This window comes from Streptomyces sp. NPDC055749, assembly GCF_053617235.1.
The window spans coordinates 160,426-177,278 of sequence record NZ_JBSHFH010000004.1; the positions used below are offsets into that span (position 1 = coordinate 160,426).

Here is a 16,853-nt window from a genome sequence, read left to right on the forward strand (position 1 = left end):
GGCACAGCAGCGCCATGGCACAGGGCACGGTCCAGGTGACGCACACCGGCACATCGCGATGGCGGCGCCGCACGGGTGAATACGCTTCGCTCACCGCAGCCCTGGAGGCCGCGGCCGACGGCGATGTGCTCACCATCGCCCCCGGCACGTACCGGGAGAATCTTGTGGTCCACCGCGCGGTGACGCTGCGCGGCCCCGAAGGGTCCGTCGGTTCCGTGCGGATCGCGCCGATCGACGGCGTACCCCTGACCGTGCGGGCTTCCGCCGTCATCCAGGATCTCCATGTGGAGGGCCAGGACTCGGCCGCCCCCGGTCTGCTCGTCGAGGAGGGCACGCCGGAGCTCTCGGATCTGCGGATCGTGACGCGGTCGGCCGCCGGTATAGAGGTGCGGGGCGCCGCCAGGCCCTCCGTGCGCCGCTGCACCGTCGACAATCCGGCCGGGGTCGGCATCGCCGTGCTCGACGGAGCGGGCGGTGTGTTCGAGGAGTGCGAGATCGTCTCGGCCGGGCAGTCCGGCGTTTGCGTCCGCGACGGAGCGCACCCCCGGCTGGAGCGCTGCCGCGTCCACCACACGTCGGGCGCCGGACTGAGCGTGACCGGTGAGGGCAGTTCGCTGGAGGCAGTGGGCTGCGAGGTGTACGAGATCAAGGGCAGCGGCATCCAGATCACCGCCCGCGGCACCGCGCATCTCACCGACTGCACCGTGCACCGCACCGCCGCGGACGGCATCACGCTGGACACCGACGCGGTCCTCACGCTCGCCGACTGCGACATCCACGACATCCCGGAGAACGCGGTCGACCTCCGGTCCCGTTCCGTCCTCACGCTGACCCGCTCCACCGTGCGCAGGTTCGGCCGCAACGGACTGTCGGTCTGGGACCCGGGCACGCGGGTCGACGCCAACCAGTGCGAGATCCATGACAGTACGGGCGACTACCCGGCGGTCTGGGTCAGCGACGGCGCGACCGTGATACTGGATTCGTGCCGCGTCCACGACGTGCCCGACGCCATCTTCGTCCTCGACCGGGGCTCCCGCGCCGATGTGGTGGACAGCGACCTCTCGCAGATCCGCAACACCGCCGTGTCGGTGAGCGACGGGGCGACAGCCCAGCTGGACGACTGCCGCATCCGGGAGGCGTCCACGGGCGCCTGGTTCCGCGACCACGGCAGCGGCGGCACCCTGAACAACTGCACCATCGACGCCGCGCAGACCGGTGTCATCGTCACCAAGGGCGCCGACCCCACCATCGAGCGGTGCACGGTCACCTCGCCCGCCGAGGCCGGTTTCTACGTCTCCGCCGAGGGCCGCGGCACCTTCGACAGCTGCCGGGTCACGGGCAGCGACGGCTACGGCTTCCACGTCATGGACGGCTGCCGCACCACGCTCACCCGCTGCCGTACGGAACGCTGCGCCCGTGGCGGTTACGAATTCGCCGAGGGCGGCGCGTCCCCGAACGACGCGCACGGGACGGGTCCCGTGGTGGAGGACTGCACGAGCGACGAGAGCGGTCTGCGCGGGGCCGGTGCCCCGGCTCCCGCCGTACTGACGGCGACCCAGTCGACGCCGGGGCTGCTCAGTGCGCTGCCCGACCAGCGTGCGCCCGCCGCCGGACCCGCCCCCGAGTCTCCGGCCGAACCGGTACGCGACTCCGGGGCCGTCCTCGGTGAACTGGACGCGCTGGTGGGCCTCGACAGCGTCAAACGCGAGGTGCGGGCCCTGACCGACATGATCGAGGTCGGCAGGCGCCGCAAGGAGGCCGGGCTCAAGGCGGCCTCGGTCCGCCGCCACCTCGTCTTCACCGGCTCCCCCGGTACGGGCAAGACGACGGTGGCACGGCTGTACGGGGAGATCCTGGCGTCGCTCGGAGTGCTGGAGCGCGGCCACCTCGTCGAGGTGTCCCGGGTGGATCTCGTCGGCGAGCACATCGGCTCCACCGCCATCAGGACCCAGGAGGCGTTCGACCGGGCACGCGGCGGGGTCCTGTTCGTCGACGAGGCGTACGCCCTGTCTCCGGAGGACTCCGGCCGGGACTTCGGCCGCGAGGCGATCGACACGCTGGTGAAGCTCATGGAGGACCACCGGGACGCGGTGGTGGTGATCGTCGCCGGCTACACGCACGAGATGGAGCGGTTCCTCACCGTCAACCCCGGTGTGGCTTCCCGTTTCTCACGGACCATCACCTTCAGCGACTACCTTCCCGAGGAGCTGCTGCGCATCGTCGAGCAGCAGGCCGACGAGCACGAGTACAGCCTGGCGGACGGCACCGGGGAAGCGCTCCTCAAGTACTTCACCGAGCTCCCCAAGGGCCCCGCCTTCGGAAACGGCCGCACCGCACGCCAGACCTTCGAGTCGATGGTGGAACGGCATGCCGGGAGGGTCGCCCAGCTCGCCGAGACGAGCACGGACGACCTCACCCTGCTCTATCCGGAGGACCTGCCCGAGCTGCCCTGAACCTCCCCGTCGGCCTGCCGGGGCAGGACCGCGTCCAGCCGTTCCAGAAGCGCGGCGCGCTCCTGCGCGAAGACGGGGTCGGCCTGGTAGTCGGAGTGCCCCAGGATCGGTTCGGGCAGCGGGAGTTCGGCGGTGCGGCCGTAGACCAGCGGGTCCTTGAGCGGCCCCCGGTCGACCTCGGGCCTCTCGCCCTCCTCGATACGCACCGGGCCGCCGATCGGGTCCGTGGCGCGCCACAGATTGCGCCAGCAGTGCACGGAGCGGTGCAGGCCCGCCAGGGGTACGGGGCCGAAGTAGGCCGGGAACCAGCGTCCGTACAGCCGCTCGATCGGTGAGCCGTAGGTGAGCAGCGCGACCCGGCGCCGGGTCGCGTCGGGGAGCTGCCAGACCGCGGACGCGGCCAGGACGCTGCCCTGGGAGTGGCCCGAGATGACGAGCCGGCCGCGGGTGCGTGCCGTCCAGGCCGACATCCGGGAGGACAGGTCGGGGACGGCTCGCTCGGCGTAGCAGGGCGGGGCGAAGGGGTGGGCGGCGCGCGGCCAGAACGTACCGACGTCCCAGAGGATGCCGATCGTGCGCCTGGCGTTGACGTCGCGGTAGGCGCGCCGGCCCCAGGTGACGAAGAGGATGAAGCCGACGCCGATCATCCAGGAGCCGGTCGACTGCGCGGCTTCGGCGAGCGATTCGACGAAGGGGCTGGCTCCGTCCGTGGCCAGTCCCGGCACCTGGCCGGTGGCCCAGGACCCGGCGACCGCTCCGGCGCCGAGCAGCAGGGTGGCGCCGGAGAGCGCGCCGAGCAGCCGGGGTGCGGAGTCGGTGAGCGCGGCGGTGGCCCGGGTCCGGGCGATCCGCCGGGTGCGTACGGGGTCGGGGCGCTTCTCCCCGTACTCCTCCTCGACGGCGAGGCCCATGCGGCGGGCGCTGCGCGCGGTGCGGACGATCAGGACGAGGACCGGGACGAGCAGGAGCAGGAGCAGGACCGGGATGACCGATGCCTGCCAGCTGAGCAGGACGGGCGGGCCCTCGATGACGGAGCTCCGGCCCATGCCGGGGGTGCCGGAGCCGTCGAGCCAGTCGGCGACGCGCTGGGCGACCCCGCCGGTCATGACGCCGCCGAGTGCGCAGGCGAGCATCGCCACGGCGGGTCCGCCCAGGCCGTGGAGCGAGGTGCGGGGTTCGGGGTTTCGGGCGTACAGGCTCAGGGCGACGGCGGCGAGCGCGACGACCAGCGCGCCCTGGCCGATGGCGAGGACCCGGAAGGTGACCTCCCCTGGCAGGGCGCCGTCGGACACCCAGCCGGGGCGGGACCAGGAGGCGTACAGCGCGCCTATGAGGAGCAGGGCGAGCGCGGTGCCGGGCAGGAAGGTGATGACGGCGCGGTCGAGGGTGTTGTCCAGGCGGCGTTCGCTGCGGCCCCGGCGGCAGACCACGAGGACGACGACGAGGCCGCACGTCACGAGCGCCGCTTCGAACAGGCCGCCCAGGACGCCGGATACGGGGCTGTCGCCGGTCCGGTCGTGGCGGGCCGCCGCGCCCCCGACGGCGGCGGCGACGGTGAGGAATCCGGCGGCGGTGTGCGCGGCGCGCAGCCGGGCGACGAGCCGGCGTCCGTACCAGAAACCGGGCCTGCCGAGAGCGGGGCGGACGGCGGGCGGGACGGCGGTCTCCGTCGGAGCCGCGTCCGGGGACGGGTCCGGGGACGGGGCCGGGGACGGGTCCGGGGACGGGGCCGGGGCCACTCCGTTGCCCTCCCCAGGGTCCGGCTCCGGTTCGGCGCCGGAGAGGGGGCGCTGTGACTCGTACGCGCTCCAGGTCCGGTTGGACAAGTACCAGAGCAGCCCGACCAGGGCGGTGGGTACGAGTGCGGCCACCACGAGCCGACGGCCGGGCTGCGACCACCAGCCGCCCTGGTCCGTCGAGAGGAACCCCAGCCAGGAGCGCTGTCCGGAGCACTCCGGTTCGCCCGCGCACTGCCAGGCCGCCAGGTCGAGTGCGACCTCGCAGGCCGCCGCCGTGAGGAGCACGGTGAGGCTGAGCGCGACCAGACGCACCAGCAGCCCGTACAGGCGGATCGCGCGGGTCCGGCCGGGGGCGCTGGGCCGCATCCAGTGGGCGAGGTTGACCACCATGAAGGGGAGCAGGAGCAGCCAGAGGGCACGGGAGCCGTTGCCCGAGGTGAGGTTGGACCAGCAGTACGCCTCCGCGACCGGTTCGTCGCGGTGCCGTTGCGGATCCTGCTCGGCTGCGATGTCCTCGGTACGCCGGTAGATGGCCGCGGTGGTGTCACCGGTGACGCGGGTCGTGCGGGGGTCGCGCAGCATCTCCTGGGGAGTGGCTCCGCCGACACCGTGGACCAGGAGTTCCAGCGCGGCCCCGGTGCTCTGCGGGGGCTGGATGGCAGGGGGCAATTCGGTGACTCGCTCTCTGTGCCGCGTGGTCCGTGGACCGGCGGGGAAGGGACGGGGACCGCTGGGACCTGTCCGGCGGGTCCCCGGTGCGTGCGCGGTCTCCAGAATCGCGGACGGGGGCCGCGCGTGGCACCGGTCTCACCGAATCTCCCCAGTGACGCGGAAGAAGGGGGTGCGTGGCAGGATGAGCACGTCCGGCAGGCCGCTGCGGGACCGTACGACCAGAGGGAAGGAACGGACCCGGCGTTGAGCGAGAATCAGAACCTGCTCGCGGAGCAGCGGCGTGCCTTGATCCTCGACGAGGTGCGCAAGCGTGGCGGGGTCAGGGTCAACGAACTGACCCGCAGGCTGAATGTCTCCGACATGACGATCCGTCGGGATCTGGACGCGCTGGCCCGTCAGGGTGTCATCGAGAAGGTGCACGGCGGTGCGGTTCCGTTGGTCGAGACGAGTACGCACGAGCCCGGTTTCGAGGCCAAGTCGGCGCTGGAGCTGAGCGCCAAGGAGGACATCGCGCGGGCCGCCGCCGCCATGGCCGTGCCCGGCAGCGCGATCGCCCTGTCCGGCGGGACGACCACGTACGCGCTGGCCCAGTTGCTCCTGGACGTACCCGATCTGACGGTCGTGACGAACTCGGTGCGGGTCGCCGATGTGTTCCACGGCGCGCAGCGCTCGGCCGCCGCGGGCGGTTCCCGGACGGGAGCGGCCACGGTCGTGCTGACCGGTGGGGTGCGTACGCCTTCGGATTCGCTCGTCGGCCCCGTCGCCGACCAGGCCATCGCTTCGCTCCACTTCGATGTGCTGTTCCTCGGGGTGCACGGCATCTCGGTCGAGGCCGGGCTTTCGACCCCGAATCTCGCGGAGGCCGAGACGAACCGTCGTTTCGTGCGGGCCGCACGGCGGGTCGTGGTGGTCGCCGACCACACCAAGTGGGGCACGGTGGGCCTGAGTTCGTTCGCCGCGCTCGACGAGGTGGACACGTTCGTCACCGACTCCGGGCTCTCCGCCGGTACACGCGCGGAGATCGAGGAGCATCTGCCGGGCCTGGTGGTGGCGGGCGGCCCCGCCGACGCGGTGCTCTAGACGTATTAGTCCTGAAGCTCCTGCCCGGCGGTTCCGTTCAGCTCGCGGCGGGCCCGGGACGTCCTAGGATCGTGCCGTGGCCGTCTTCCGGATCGAGCGCTTCACTCCCCTCCCCGCCGCCGAGGCATGGCGCCGGGTGACCGACTGGGAGCGGCACGGCGCGTTCGTCCCTCTCACCTCGGTGACGGTTCCGACCGGTCTGCCCGTCCGGATCGGCAGCGTCTTCGTGGCCAGGACCGGTCTGGGGCCGCTGGCGTTCGACGATCCGATGGAAGTGGTGCGGTGGACACCGCCCGAGGCCGGGCGGGCGGGCCTCTGCCGGCTGGAGAAGCGAGGTTCGGTGGTGCTGGGCCGGGCGGCGATCGATGTCTGTCCGACGAGTTCCGGTTCCCATGTGGTGTGGGTGGAGGAGCTTCGTGTCCGGTGGCTCCCGCGGTGGGGCGATCCACTGGTCGCATCCGCGGGCCGCCGGGCCTTCAGCCGGGTCCTCGACAGCCTGCTCGAAGAGGCAGCGGTACACCACCCGTAGCGGCGGGCGATGTGACCGTCACATGATCGACTCGTTTGTCGGTGTGACGGATTTCGCCTACGGCTCAGAGGGCACCGATTCCATGCCGATCCACCACCCGCAGCAACCGCGACACCCGCAGCGCCTGTCCGAAGGCGACGGCCACTCCGGAGTGCAGCAGGCCGAGGCCGCGCTCGTGGAGCACTATCCGCGTCTCGTCCGGCTCGCCTACCTCGTCCTTCCGCCGTCGCTCGGCCGGCACCGGCGGGTTCTCGCCGCGCACGGGGCGGTGCAGCGGGCGCTGCCCGGTCCGCGAACGAGCCCCGAGCAGCCCCCTGTTCCCGTGCTCTCCCGGGTTCCGGCACAGACCCGGGGCGCCATACCGGCAGGGGTCGCGGCCCGGCCCCCGGAGGCTCCCGCGTACGTCTGGATGCGGCTGCGGGTACTCCGTACCGCGCTGGCGTACGAGCGGCGGCCCCGCTGGTGGCCCGCCCGGCTCCCCGCGCCGGCCGAACTGCGCCCGACCGTTCCGGTCGTCTGGGGCCTGCGGCTCTTCCCCCGGGCGGGCGGCGTCGAGGAACTGGTGCTGGACCGGGCGCTCTCCCATGTGCCCGGGGCCGTACGCGCCGCGTTCGCCCTCCAGATGCTGGAGGCGCTGTCCGACGCGGAGGTCCGTGCGCTGCTCGCGCAGGCGGGTGCCACGGATCCGGCGCTCGCGGTGCGCGCGGCGGGGCGGCTGGCCGGCGCCGACCGTGCCGGGGCCGAAGTCCTGCTGCGTTCCGGCGAGTTCGACCCGTGCACGGTGCAGACGCGGCCGAGCGACCTGCTGCGGCGCAGGCACCGGCTGCGGGCAGCGGCCGCAGCAGCCGCGCTGTGCGTGGTCGCGGGCGCGCTCGTCGTCGGAGCCGAGGACGGCTCCACGGGTGTCACGGACGGCGGGTCGACGGCGCTCCTCGCGTCCGCTCCGGCGCTCGAACCTGCCGGGCTGCTGCGGGCGGCCGCGGAGGAGTGGGCGGACACCTCGCGCGTCGACTTCACCGCGTGGCCCGCCCGCGGTGACCGTACCGACGACCCGGAGCTGCTGGGCCGGGCCCTGCGCCTCTGGGGGCAGACGCCGCGCACCGCGGCGGTCTCCACCACCCCCGGCACGGTCGCGGCGCCGCCCGCGCAGCCGCCCCGGCTGCTGTACGCGGGCGAGGTGGACGGTGCGGCCGTGGTGCTCCTCCACGACGGCGGCGTACGTCTCGTGCGGTACGCGGAGTCGCTGTCCGGGCCGGGCGAACCGGCGCTGGACTTCGCGCGGACCGATGACGCCGGTGTGACGACGGGCGCCGCCGTGGTGGTCAGCCGCGGCGGCGACCGGGCCAGATTCCTGCTGGCTCCGTGGATCGCGGAGAGCGCCACGCGCGATCTGCTCGCTCCGGACGTCCCGGCCCGCGCGCTGGGCGTGGGCCGCGACGGGGTGACGGCAGCCGTGCCGCGTCCCGCGCCGGGCGGCACCTGCGACACCTGGCCGGTCCTCCAACTGCGCTCCTCGGAAAGGATCGTGGAGAAGCACTCGTTCCTCGTCACCGATCTGGGCGATCTGGCTCCCGCGCATCTGACCTACACGCCGCGGCCGGGCGAGGGGGCGCCACCGCGTCAGCCGCGCGAGGCCACGAGTGCTCCGGCGCTGCTGAGCTGGGCGCGCACGGCCTGCTCGCTGCGGGCGGTACGGGGAAGTGGCGTCCGCGCAGTCAACAACTGGGAGTTCGCCGAGCAGACCCTGCCGGAGACCCGCGCTTCGGCGGGCTGGCTGTGCACCAGGGTGGACACCTGGCGGGGACCCGGCCGTGTACTCGTGCAGTTCACCCAGCCCGGCCCCTCACGCACGGCTCCGGCCACGGTGGTCGCCGACCGCGGTGACACGGCGCTGTGCAGCAGGTTCGGGCAGCACATCCTGGCGGGCACGCACTGGAAGGCCCCGTCGGGCCGCTGGTACGTGCTCGCGGCCGGCAGCCGGGCGGTGAGCCGGATCGAGGCGCGCGGCGAGGCCAGCGGCGCGGCGGACGGTACGACGCTCGCGGTACGGGCTCCGCAGGGCGCTTCGGTCGGCCTGACGGCCCGGCTGCGTACGGGCGGGACGCTGTCCGCCGTGAGATGAGAGGCGGGGGCACGGCGGACATCTGGCGCTCCGGCCGCTATGGTGTGCGCGGTTCCGCCCGCAGCCGACAGCACCGGAGGTGCGTCATGACACGCCGACTCCGCTCCGTGGGGCTCGACTTCGTCGATTCCGCCCCGCTGCGCCTGGTCTTCGCGTCCGAGGTGTCCGCGCCTGTGGACGTGGTGTATCGGGCGCTAGCCGAGGAGGTGGAGTCCTGGCCCGCCTGGTTCACGTCGGTGACGCGGGCCCGCCCCCTGGCCGGCGCCGACGGGGGCGCGGGCCGGGAGGTGCGGCTCAAGGGCGGCACCGTGTTCCGCGAGACGATCCTCGCGAAGGAACCCGGCGAGCGGTACGCGTACCGGGTCGACGAGACCAACGCGCCCGGAATGTCGGCCCTGTTGGAGGAGTGGCGGCTCACTCCGGCCGGCACCGGGACGCGGGTGCAGTGGACGTTCGCCACGGACGGCGGCGCACTGTTCCGGTTCGCGGTGCGGCTGGGGCGGGCAGGGCTCGGCCGGGCCTTCCGCGGGGCCGTGGGCAGGCTCGACAAGCGGTTGGCCGGGACCGCCGCCTGATCCAGACAGAGGGCCCCTAGGGCCTGTCCGGCGGATCATGGCCGGGGCCGCGGCGTCTGGCACGGCACCTCGCGGCGTTGCCGAAACGACCGAATAGCTCCGCTATTAGGACGCTCCGGCGCCTTGCGATGCACCGCACCAGACGCCGCGTCCTATCCGGCCCTGATCCGCCGGACAGGCCCTAGCCCGGCCAGTTCCCGGTGGCCAGGAAGTGGTCGATGGTCTCGGTGTACGGGGCGATGTCCAGGCCCTGTCCGCTGAGCCAGCTGTCGGAGTAGTACTTGTCGAGATAGCGGTCGCCCGGATCGCAGATCAGCGTGACGACGCTGCCGGTGCTGCCCTGTTCCACCATCTCGGCGACCAGCTTGAACGCGCTCCACAGTCCCGTACCCGTGGAGCCGCCCGCCTTGCGGCCGATGGCGCGGTCCAGTGCGCGCACCGCGGCGACGCTGGCCGCGTCCGGCACCTTCATCATCCGGTCGATGGCACCGGGTACGAAGCTGGGCTCCATCCGGGGCCTGCCGATGCCCTCGATACGGGAGCCGCAGTCGCTGGTGGCCAGCGGGTTGTGGTTGGTCCAGCCGTCGAAGAAACAGGAGTTCTCCGGGTCGGGCACACAGATCCGGGTGTCGTGCTGCATGTAGTGGACGTAGCGGGCGATCGTCGCCGATGTGCCGCCCGTCCCCGCCGTGGCGACGATCCAGGCGGGCTCCGGGTACCTCTCCAGCCTGAGCTGCTGGTAGATGGACTCCGCGATGTTGTTGTTGCCGCGCCAGTCCGTGGCCCGCTCCGCGTAGGTGAACTGGTCCATGTAGTGGCCGCCGGTCTCGGCGGCGAGCGCCGCGGACTCCTCGTACATCTTCCGGGAGTCGTCGACGAAGTGGCACTGTCCGCCGTGGAATTCGATCAGCCGGCACTTCTCGGGGCTGGTGGTGCGCGGCATGACCGCGATGAACGGCACACCGATCAGCTTCGCGAAGTACGCCTCCGACACGGCCGTCGAGCCGCTGGACGCCTCGATGACCGGCTTGCCCCTGCGGATCCAGCCGTTGCAGAGCCCGTAGAGGAACAGCGAACGGGCCAGCCGGTGCTTGAGGCTGCCGGTGGGGTGCGTCGACTCGTCCTTGAGATAGAGGTCGATCCCCCACTGTTCGGGCAGCGGGAAGCGCAGGAGGTGCGTGTCGGCCGAGCGGTTGGCGTCGGCCTGGACCTTGCGTACGGCTTCCTTCAGCCAGGCCCGGTACTCCACGTCGGTACGGTCGATGTCCACGGTCGCCATAGCCCCACCGTCACGTCTGTGCCCACTGGTGTCCATCAGCGTGTTCCTCCTCGTGTCACCGATACTCGCCGACCCTCACGATATTCCCCCCACCTGCACAAACGTTGACTTTGATGCTCCATAGCCCTTCCTTGGTGATGGCCGGTCGACGCCTGGTGCGGCCGGCCGGGTCCGGGCACACTGCACAGGAGAGGAACGTCGCGAAGGGGGCGATTCGCCGTGCGGGAAGCGGAGTTCAGCGCCAGCGGGGTGAGGATCGAGCGGTGGGCCCGCTCGCTCACCAGGGCCGGGTGCGTCGTCGTCAAGGACGGCCGGGTGGCTCTCCTTACGAGCAATGGCCGGGAGATCGACAGCGCTCCGGTGGGGGCGGTCAGCGTGGGCAGGGGGTGGTTTCCGGCGGCCGACTCGGCGATCGCGCGGCTCAACGGGGTGCGTTACCGGCTGACCATGGGGCAGCGCAGCCGCGGACGCGACGGGGCGGCACCGGCCCGTCGCCTGCTCGACGTACTGCGCGGCGCCGGGGCCGCCGGGAGCTGACGGTGACGGCCGGCCACCGCGAGTTGCGGAGCGCGACCGCCTGGGTCACTCTGGACCCACGTCACTGATGGTGCACCGGCGGTGACACTGTGATCCAGTCTCCGCCGGAGCGCGACATACAGACCAGAGACAGCAGCCAGCCATCTGCTGGATCCGTTCCTTCGTCTTCTTCCGGACCTATTTCGGGGAGTCGCAGCCGTGATCAGCGAGCCAAGCAGGCACTGCGCGGTGGAGCTCCAGGCCCTGCCGTCGCGGATCGGTCAGGTCCGCAGAATCATTTCGGCGCAACTGCGCTACTGGCATCTCGATCCTCTGATCGACCAGGCAGCGCTCGGCGTCACCGAACTCCTGACCAACGTCCACCGGCATGCCCAGCCGGACAAGTCATGCACCGTCGAGATCGAGCTGCTGCTCGACCGTCTGACGGTCTCCGTCCACGACCACGACCCACGGCTGCCGACCCTGGGCAACGCCGATTCCGACTCCACGTCGGGGCGCGGCCTGGCACTGATCGCCGCGGTCAGCGAGAGCTGGGGCGTGCGGCCGGCCGATGGGTCGGGCAAGATCGTCTGGTTCACCCTTCCCGCGCCCTGCGGCGTGTCCACGCTGCCGCCGCTCGCGGTGTACGGGTCGACCACGGACGGCCCGTTCGCCTTCGTGCCGTTGGAAACGGCGGCACAGCTACCCGCCCGGTCGGCCGTCGTCGGCTGACCGGGCGGGTGCGGGGAGCAGGTGCGGGCGCTGGTGCGGGTTGGCACCATGTGCCCCGCTACTCCGTGGCGATGGCACGCAGTACGTCGAGCCGTGCGGCGCGCCTTGCGGGCCGCCAGCCGGCGAGCGCGCCTGCGGCGAGCCCCACCAGGCCCACGACCAGCAGCCTGTCCGGTGCCAGGGCGAAGGCGAAGGCGGTGTCGCCCGAGCCTTCGGACGCCTCGACGAGGACCCAGCCGAGGAATGCGCCGAGCAGCAGGCCGCCTGCCGTGCCGAACGCGGCGACCAGGATCGATTCCCAGCGGACCATGGCCCGCAGCTGGTTCCTGGTCTGTCCGACGGCCCTCAGCAGGCCCAGTTCCCTGGTGCGTTCGTGCATGGCCAGGGTGAGGGTGTTGGCGATGCCGAGCAGTGCGATCAGCACGGCGAGCGCGAGCAGCGCGTAGATCAGCGTGAGCATCACGTCGATGCCTCCGGCCGAGGACTGCGCGTACTCCTCGCGGGTCTGGACCTCCGGCCCCCCGTGCGCCTCCGCGGTCCGCTCCACGGCGGCCTTCCCCTCGTCGGCGCCCACGCCGTCCTCGAAGGACACGGCGATCAGCGAGTCGGAGTCCTGTGCCCGGTGGGGCGCCCAGGCCGCGCGGGTGATGACGTAGTCACCGGCGAGCTCCGACTCCTCGAAGACGGCGCGGACCGTGAAGGTCTGCCGGGTGCCGTCGGTGAAGGTGAGCCGGGTGGTGGAGCCGGTGCGCAGGTCGCGTTTCGCGGCCTCCGTGTCCGACAGCGCGATGCCGTCCGTACCGAGCGCTTCCAGTGATCCGTCGACCGCTCCGAGGTCGAGGACTTCGGCGAGGGCGGCCGGGTCGGTGACGGTGAGGGCGCGCCCCGAGCCGTCGACTTCCGCGACACCCTTGCCGAGACCGACCGCGGTGGCGACCTCGGGCTGCCGGTCCACGGCGGGCGCGAGTTCCGGGCTGAGCCCGCTGCCGCCGGCTCCGAACGCGGGCGCGCTGATCGCCACGTCGCCGGCGAAGGACCGGTCCACGGTCTCGTCCATGGTCGCCTTCAGCGAGGCACCGAAGACGGTGAAGAGGGAGACGACGGCGACGCCGGTCATCAGGGCCGTGGCGGTGGCCGATGTCCGCTTGGGACTGCGCAGCGCGTTGCGCTTGGCCAGCGCGCCCGTGACACCGCGCAGCCGGTCGAGGGGCGCGCCGATGACGCGTACGGCGTAGGAGGAGGCGACCGGGCCGAGCACCACGAAGGAGACGAGTACGAGGACGGCTCCCGTGCCCGACAGCCAGACGGACGGGGTGACGAGGACGCCGGTCAGGGTGACGGCGAGCGCGGCGGCGAGCAGCGCACCGCCGGTGACGACGCGCTTCCGGGAGGCCGCCGAGTCGTCGACCGCCGTCTCGCGCAGCGCGGCGAGCGGTGCGATGCGGCCGGCACGGACGGCGGGCACCAGGGCGGAGCCGAGGCAGACGAGGATGCCGACGCCCAGGGGCAGGAGCATGGAGAGTCCGCTGATGACCAGCGCGCCTTCGGGGAACGGGAATCCGATGGCGGGGAACAGGGCCTGGAGCCCGGCGGCGATCGCGATTCCGCCGAGCAGACCGGCCGCCGACGCGACGATCCCTACGACGGTGGCCTCGACGAGGGTCGAGCCGACGATCTGCCGGCGGGAGGCCCCGAGTGCGCGCAGCAGTGCGTTCTCGCGGGTGCGCTGGGCGACGACGATCGCGAACGTGTTGTGGATGGAGAACGTCGCGACCAGCAGCACGATCCCGGAGAACACCAGGAGCAGCGTGGTGAACAGGCTCAGGAAGGCACCGGAGATCATGTCCTGGTTCTCGGTGGCGGATGCCTGGCCGGTGATGGCCTCCACGCCCTCGGGCAGGACGGGGCGCAGCGCGTCGACGAGTTCCTGCTGGCTGGTGCCGGGTCCTGCCCGTACCTGGATGCTCGCCGCCTCGCCGGGCTTGGGTGTCAGGTACTTCGCGGCGTCGGCCTGTGTCATGCCGGTGTAGGTGACCTGGGCCATGCCGTCCTCGCCGCCGAAGGTGGCCAGGCCGGTGATCGTGACGCGTACGGGTTGGGGGGTGCGCAGTACGGTTGTGTCGCCGATCTTCAGCCCGCCCCTGTCGGCGGTGCCTCGGTTGACGACGACCTCGCCCGGCGCGGAGGGCACGCGTCCCTCGGCGAGGCGGTACGGGTTGAGTTCGGGGTCGTCGATCCAGTTACCCGCGACGGTGGGCGGGCCCTGGCCGCCGATGGGTTCGCCGTCGGAGCCGATGAGCTGGCCTGCGCCCTCGATGCGGGGTGCCGCGGCGGCGACCCCGGGTGTCCGCTCGATCTGCCGCACCAGGCCGGTGCTCACGGGCCGCCGGGTGCCCTGCGTCTCGCCGGAGACGGTGACCACGTCGGCGCTGCGCACGACCGCGTCCGTACCGCCGGCCGCGGTCCCGAACATGGAGTCGAAACCGGCGCGCAGGGTGTCCCCCATGACGAGGGTTCCGGCGAGGAAGGCCACCCCGAGCAGGACGGCGGTGAAGGTCCCGGCGAAGCGTCGTTTGTGGGCGCGGAGCGAGGAGAGGCTGAGGCGCACTGAGGCGCGGGTGCCGGTCACGGTGTCACCGCCGATGTGCCCGACGGGGAGTCGAATGCCTTGAGACGGTCGAGTACGCGCTCCGCCGTGGGGTCCTGCATCCGGTCGAAGAGCCGTCCGTCCGCGAGGAAGACGACCTCGTCGGCGTGGGCGGCGGCGACCGGGTCGTGGGTGACCATGACGACCGTACGAGAGGTACGGCGGACTGTTCGGCCCAGCAGTCGCAGGACCTCGTCGCCCGCGCGGGAGTCGAGGTTGCCGGTCGGTTCGTCGGCGAAGACGACGTCGGGGCTGCCCGCGAACGCCCTTGCCACGGCGACGCGTTGCTGCTGTCCGCCGGAGAGTTCGCTCGGCCGGTGGTGCAGCCGGTCGCGCAGTCCGACGGTGTCGATGAGGGCGTCGATCCACTCACGGTCGCCCCGCTCCCCCGCGAGGTCCATCGGCAGCGTGATGTTCTCGGCGACGGTGAGGGTGGGGATGAGGTTGAAGGACTGGAAGACGAAACCGATGCGCCGGCGCCGCAGCAGGGTGAGCCTGCGGTCGTCGAGCGTGCTGAGGTCGGTGCCACCGATGAGGGCGGAGCCCGATGTGAGGGTGTCGAGTCCGGCGGCGCAGTGCATCAGGGTCGACTTGCCGGAGCCGGAGGGCCCCATGATCGCGGTGAAGCGCCCGGCCGGGAAGCCGACGCTCACCCCGTCCAGGGCCCTGACCTCGGTGTCCCCGGAGCCGTAGACCTTGACGGCGTCGACGACCTGAGCGGCTGTGGTGCCCACGGAGCGGGCGGTGCGGACGGCGGCGGTCATGCCGCACCGCCCTTGGTGCGGCCGAACTGCTCGTCCAGGACGGAGAGCCTGCGCCAGTACTCCTCCTCGTCGATCTCCCCTGCCGCGAAGCGCCGGCCGAGGAGTGCGATCGGCGAGGAGACACCGGGGCCGCCCTCGGGGGTCCGTGCCTGCCAGGGGGCTCGTCGTCCGCGCCAGACCGTGCGGCGCAGGAGGGTCATGCCGCCGATGACAACGGCCGCCCAGATGATCGGGAAGAGGAGGATCCAGGGTCCGGGTCCACCGGAATGCGCCAGGGTGTTCATCTCGGTCAGCTCCCTCGTCAGAGCTCGTGTCTCGCGTTCTTCTGTCGCTTACGAGACTGTCGCGACGAGGGGGTCCGGGTCGTCGTACGGCCAGCGGTCGTGCGCGTACCTCCGTGGGAGTACGCGGGGGCGCCGGGACTGCTCCCAGCGACGGCAGCAGGCCCGGCGCCGGTTCTACGCGAGCGCGGCGAGCGGATCGTCGAGCACGGGCTGCCAGGCGAGTTCGGCCGCGCCCACCAGGCTGTTGTGGGCCAGGGTGCACGGCAGGATGGGCACGCTGCCGCTGCGCCCCCACAGGCTGCGGTCGGCGACGACCGCACGGAGCCGCTCCGGGTCGGCGTCGAGGAGGTCGCGGTGGAGCCCGCCGAGGATGATGCGGTCCGGGTTGAGGATGTTGACCAGGCCCGCGAGTCCCAGGCCGAGCCGGTCGATCAGCTCCTCGGCGGCATTGCGTACGGCCGCGTCCTCGTACTCCGTACGCAGCAGATCACCGGCCTGCTTGAGCAGCGACTCCTCCGGCCCCGGTTCGCGGCGGGCGGTGGTGAGGAAGGCGAGCGGGTCGGTCTCGACGTCCAGGCAGCCCCGGCCACCGCAGTGGCACGGGCGCCCCTCGGCGTTCACCGTGAGGTGCCCGACCTCCAGCGCGAGACCCGAACTGCCGCTGTGCAGACGCCCGTCGAGGACCAGTGCGCCACCCACACCCCGGTGTCCGGTGGCGACGCACAGCAGGTGCTGGGCGCCGCGTCCGGCGCCGTGCCGGTGTTCGGCGAGGGCGGCCAGGTTGACGTCGTTCCCGGTGAACGCGGGTCCTGTGATGCCCGCCTGACGGACGCAGTCGGCGAAGATCTCGCGGACGGGCGAGCCGGCGGGCCAGGCGATGTGCAGCGGGTTGAGGGCCGCCCCCTCCGGTTCGGCGACGGCGGAGGGGACGGCGAGTCCCGCGCCGACGCAGCGCAGCCCGCTGTCGTGCAGCAGCCGTGCGCCCGCGGCGACGACCTCGCCGAGGACCTGGGCGGGGTCGGCCATGACGGCGACGCGGCCGGGTGCGGTGGCGACGATCCGGCCGCCGAGTCCGACCAGCGCGGCACGGAATCCGTCGGCGTGGACCTGGGCGGCGAGGGCCACCGGGCCGGTCTCGCTGACGGAGAGCCGGTGCGAGGGCCGGCCCTGTGAGCCGGCCGCGGAGCCTGGGCTGGAGTCGACCCGGATGAGCCCGAGCGCCTCCAGCTCCGCGGCGACAGCGCCCGCGGTGGCGCGTGTGACGCCGAGTTCGGAGGTCAGCACGGCGCGCGTGGGCGCGCGTCCGGTGTGGACCAGTTCCAGCGCGGGTCCGAGCGCGCTGCGGCCCCGCTCCAGCTTTGTCCGGGTAGTGGTCGCCTTGCCGTTCATGGGGGCGAGTCTCCCATGATCCCGAGTCTCTGCCGACGCCCAGGTGCCGTGCGGTGGCTGCCATGGCCGGTG

13 protein-coding genes are annotated in these 16,853 nt (G+C 72.6%); 7 read left to right on the forward strand and 6 right to left on the reverse strand.

Annotated features, from left to right (window positions below):
• The first annotated feature begins 14 nt into the window (after positions 1-14).
• Complete coding sequence (locus ACWGO0_RS04710; protein ID WP_453527933.1) at positions 15-2,453, forward strand: right-handed parallel beta-helix repeat-containing protein; 2,439 nt, start codon at positions 15-17, stop codon at positions 2,451-2,453.
• Here ACWGO0_RS04710 and ACWGO0_RS04715 read toward each other — a convergent pair.
• Complete coding sequence (locus ACWGO0_RS04715) at positions 2,423-4,861, reverse strand: hypothetical protein (protein WP_453527936.1); 2,439 nt, start codon at positions 4,859-4,861, stop codon at positions 2,423-2,425. The genes ACWGO0_RS04710 and ACWGO0_RS04715 overlap by 31 nt on opposite strands.
• A 246-nt stretch (positions 4,862-5,107) precedes the next feature.
• Here ACWGO0_RS04715 and ACWGO0_RS04720 point away from each other — a divergent pair, with 246 nt between their 5' ends.
• The 4 genes from ACWGO0_RS04720 to ACWGO0_RS04735 all read left to right on the forward strand — a co-directional run bounded on the left by ACWGO0_RS04720 (position 5,108) and on the right by ACWGO0_RS04735 (position 9,170).
• On the forward strand, positions 5,108-5,944 hold the full coding sequence (locus ACWGO0_RS04720; RefSeq protein WP_453527939.1) for a DeoR/GlpR family DNA-binding transcription regulator: 837 nt from the start codon (positions 5,108-5,110) through the stop codon (positions 5,942-5,944).
• 76 nt (positions 5,945-6,020) lie between these two features.
• Complete coding sequence (locus ACWGO0_RS04725) at positions 6,021-6,473, forward strand: SRPBCC family protein (protein ID WP_453527942.1); 453 nt, start codon at positions 6,021-6,023, stop codon at positions 6,471-6,473.
• Positions 6,474-6,555: 82 nt separating this feature from the next.
• Complete coding sequence (locus ACWGO0_RS04730) at positions 6,556-8,595, forward strand: hypothetical protein (protein ID WP_453528135.1); 2,040 nt, start codon at positions 6,556-6,558, stop codon at positions 8,593-8,595.
• Between the two features lie 86 nt (positions 8,596-8,681).
• Positions 8,682-9,170 (forward strand): SRPBCC family protein, encoded by a 489-nt coding sequence (locus tag ACWGO0_RS04735; RefSeq protein ID WP_453527945.1) that lies wholly within the window; start codon positions 8,682-8,684, stop codon positions 9,168-9,170.
• A gap of 181 nt (positions 9,171-9,351) precedes the next feature.
• Here the strand turns inward: ACWGO0_RS04735 and ACWGO0_RS04740 are convergent, their stop codons facing one another.
• Positions 9,352-10,485 carry a PLP-dependent cysteine synthase family protein gene (locus ACWGO0_RS04740; RefSeq protein ID WP_453527948.1) on the reverse strand — a complete coding sequence of 378 codons (1,134 nt, stop codon included), beginning with the start codon at positions 10,483-10,485 and terminating at the stop codon, positions 9,352-9,354.
• Positions 10,486-10,668: 183 nt separating this feature from the next.
• On the opposite strand from ACWGO0_RS04740, the gene ACWGO0_RS04745 reads away from it, so the two are divergent.
• Positions 10,669-10,986: a hypothetical protein gene (locus tag ACWGO0_RS04745; protein ID WP_453527951.1), complete on the forward strand. Its 318-nt coding sequence runs from the start codon at positions 10,669-10,671 to the stop codon at positions 10,984-10,986.
• 198 nt (positions 10,987-11,184) lie between these two features.
• Positions 11,185-11,697 (forward strand): ATP-binding protein, encoded by a 513-nt coding sequence (locus ACWGO0_RS04750; protein ID WP_453527954.1) that lies wholly within the window; start codon positions 11,185-11,187, stop codon positions 11,695-11,697.
• Positions 11,698-11,755: 58 nt separating this feature from the next.
• Here ACWGO0_RS04750 and ACWGO0_RS04755 read toward each other — a convergent pair whose 3' ends face one another.
• The 4 genes from ACWGO0_RS04755 to ACWGO0_RS04770 form a co-directional block, all read right to left on the reverse strand.
• Complete coding sequence (locus ACWGO0_RS04755; protein ID WP_453527957.1) at positions 11,756-14,326, reverse strand: ABC transporter permease; 2,571 nt, start codon at positions 14,324-14,326, stop codon at positions 11,756-11,758.
• Positions 14,323-15,108: an ABC transporter ATP-binding protein gene (locus ACWGO0_RS04760; RefSeq protein WP_453527960.1), complete on the reverse strand. Its 786-nt coding sequence runs from the start codon at positions 15,106-15,108 to the stop codon at positions 14,323-14,325. Before ACWGO0_RS04760 ends, ACWGO0_RS04755 begins: the two co-directional genes overlap by 4 nt.
• Positions 15,105-15,392, reverse strand: a complete 288-nt coding sequence (locus ACWGO0_RS04765) for an SHOCT domain-containing protein (RefSeq protein WP_453527963.1) — start codon at positions 15,390-15,392, stop codon at positions 15,105-15,107. The genes ACWGO0_RS04760 and ACWGO0_RS04765 overlap by 4 nt, the downstream gene beginning before the upstream one ends.
• Positions 15,393-15,566: 174 nt before the next feature.
• Positions 15,567-16,781, reverse strand: coding sequence for an ROK family protein (locus ACWGO0_RS04770; protein WP_453527966.1), 1,215 nt, complete (start codon positions 16,779-16,781; stop codon positions 15,567-15,569).
• Between the last annotated feature and the right edge of the window lie 72 nt (positions 16,782-16,853).

Coding starts and splice junctions, on each gene's coding strand:
- ACWGO0_RS04710 (WP_453527933.1), top strand. CDS start 15: ATGGCACAGGGCACGGTCCAGGTGACGCACACCGGCACATCGCGATGG.
- ACWGO0_RS04730 (WP_453528135.1), top strand. CDS start 6,556: ATGCCGATCCACCACCCGCAGCAACCGCGACACCCGCAGCGCCTGTCC.
- ACWGO0_RS04735 (WP_453527945.1), top strand. CDS start 8,682: ATGACACGCCGACTCCGCTCCGTGGGGCTCGACTTCGTCGATTCCGCC.
- ACWGO0_RS04740 (WP_453527948.1), bottom strand. CDS start 10,485: ATGGACACCAGTGGGCACAGACGTGACGGTGGGGCTATGGCGACCGTG.
- ACWGO0_RS04760 (WP_453527960.1), bottom strand. CDS start 15,108: ATGACCGCCGCCGTCCGCACCGCCCGCTCCGTGGGCACCACAGCCGCT.
- ACWGO0_RS04765 (WP_453527963.1), bottom strand. CDS start 15,392: ATGAACACCCTGGCGCATTCCGGTGGACCCGGACCCTGGATCCTCCTC.
- ACWGO0_RS04770 (WP_453527966.1), bottom strand. CDS start 16,781: ATGAACGGCAAGGCGACCACTACCCGGACAAAGCTGGAGCGGGGCCGC.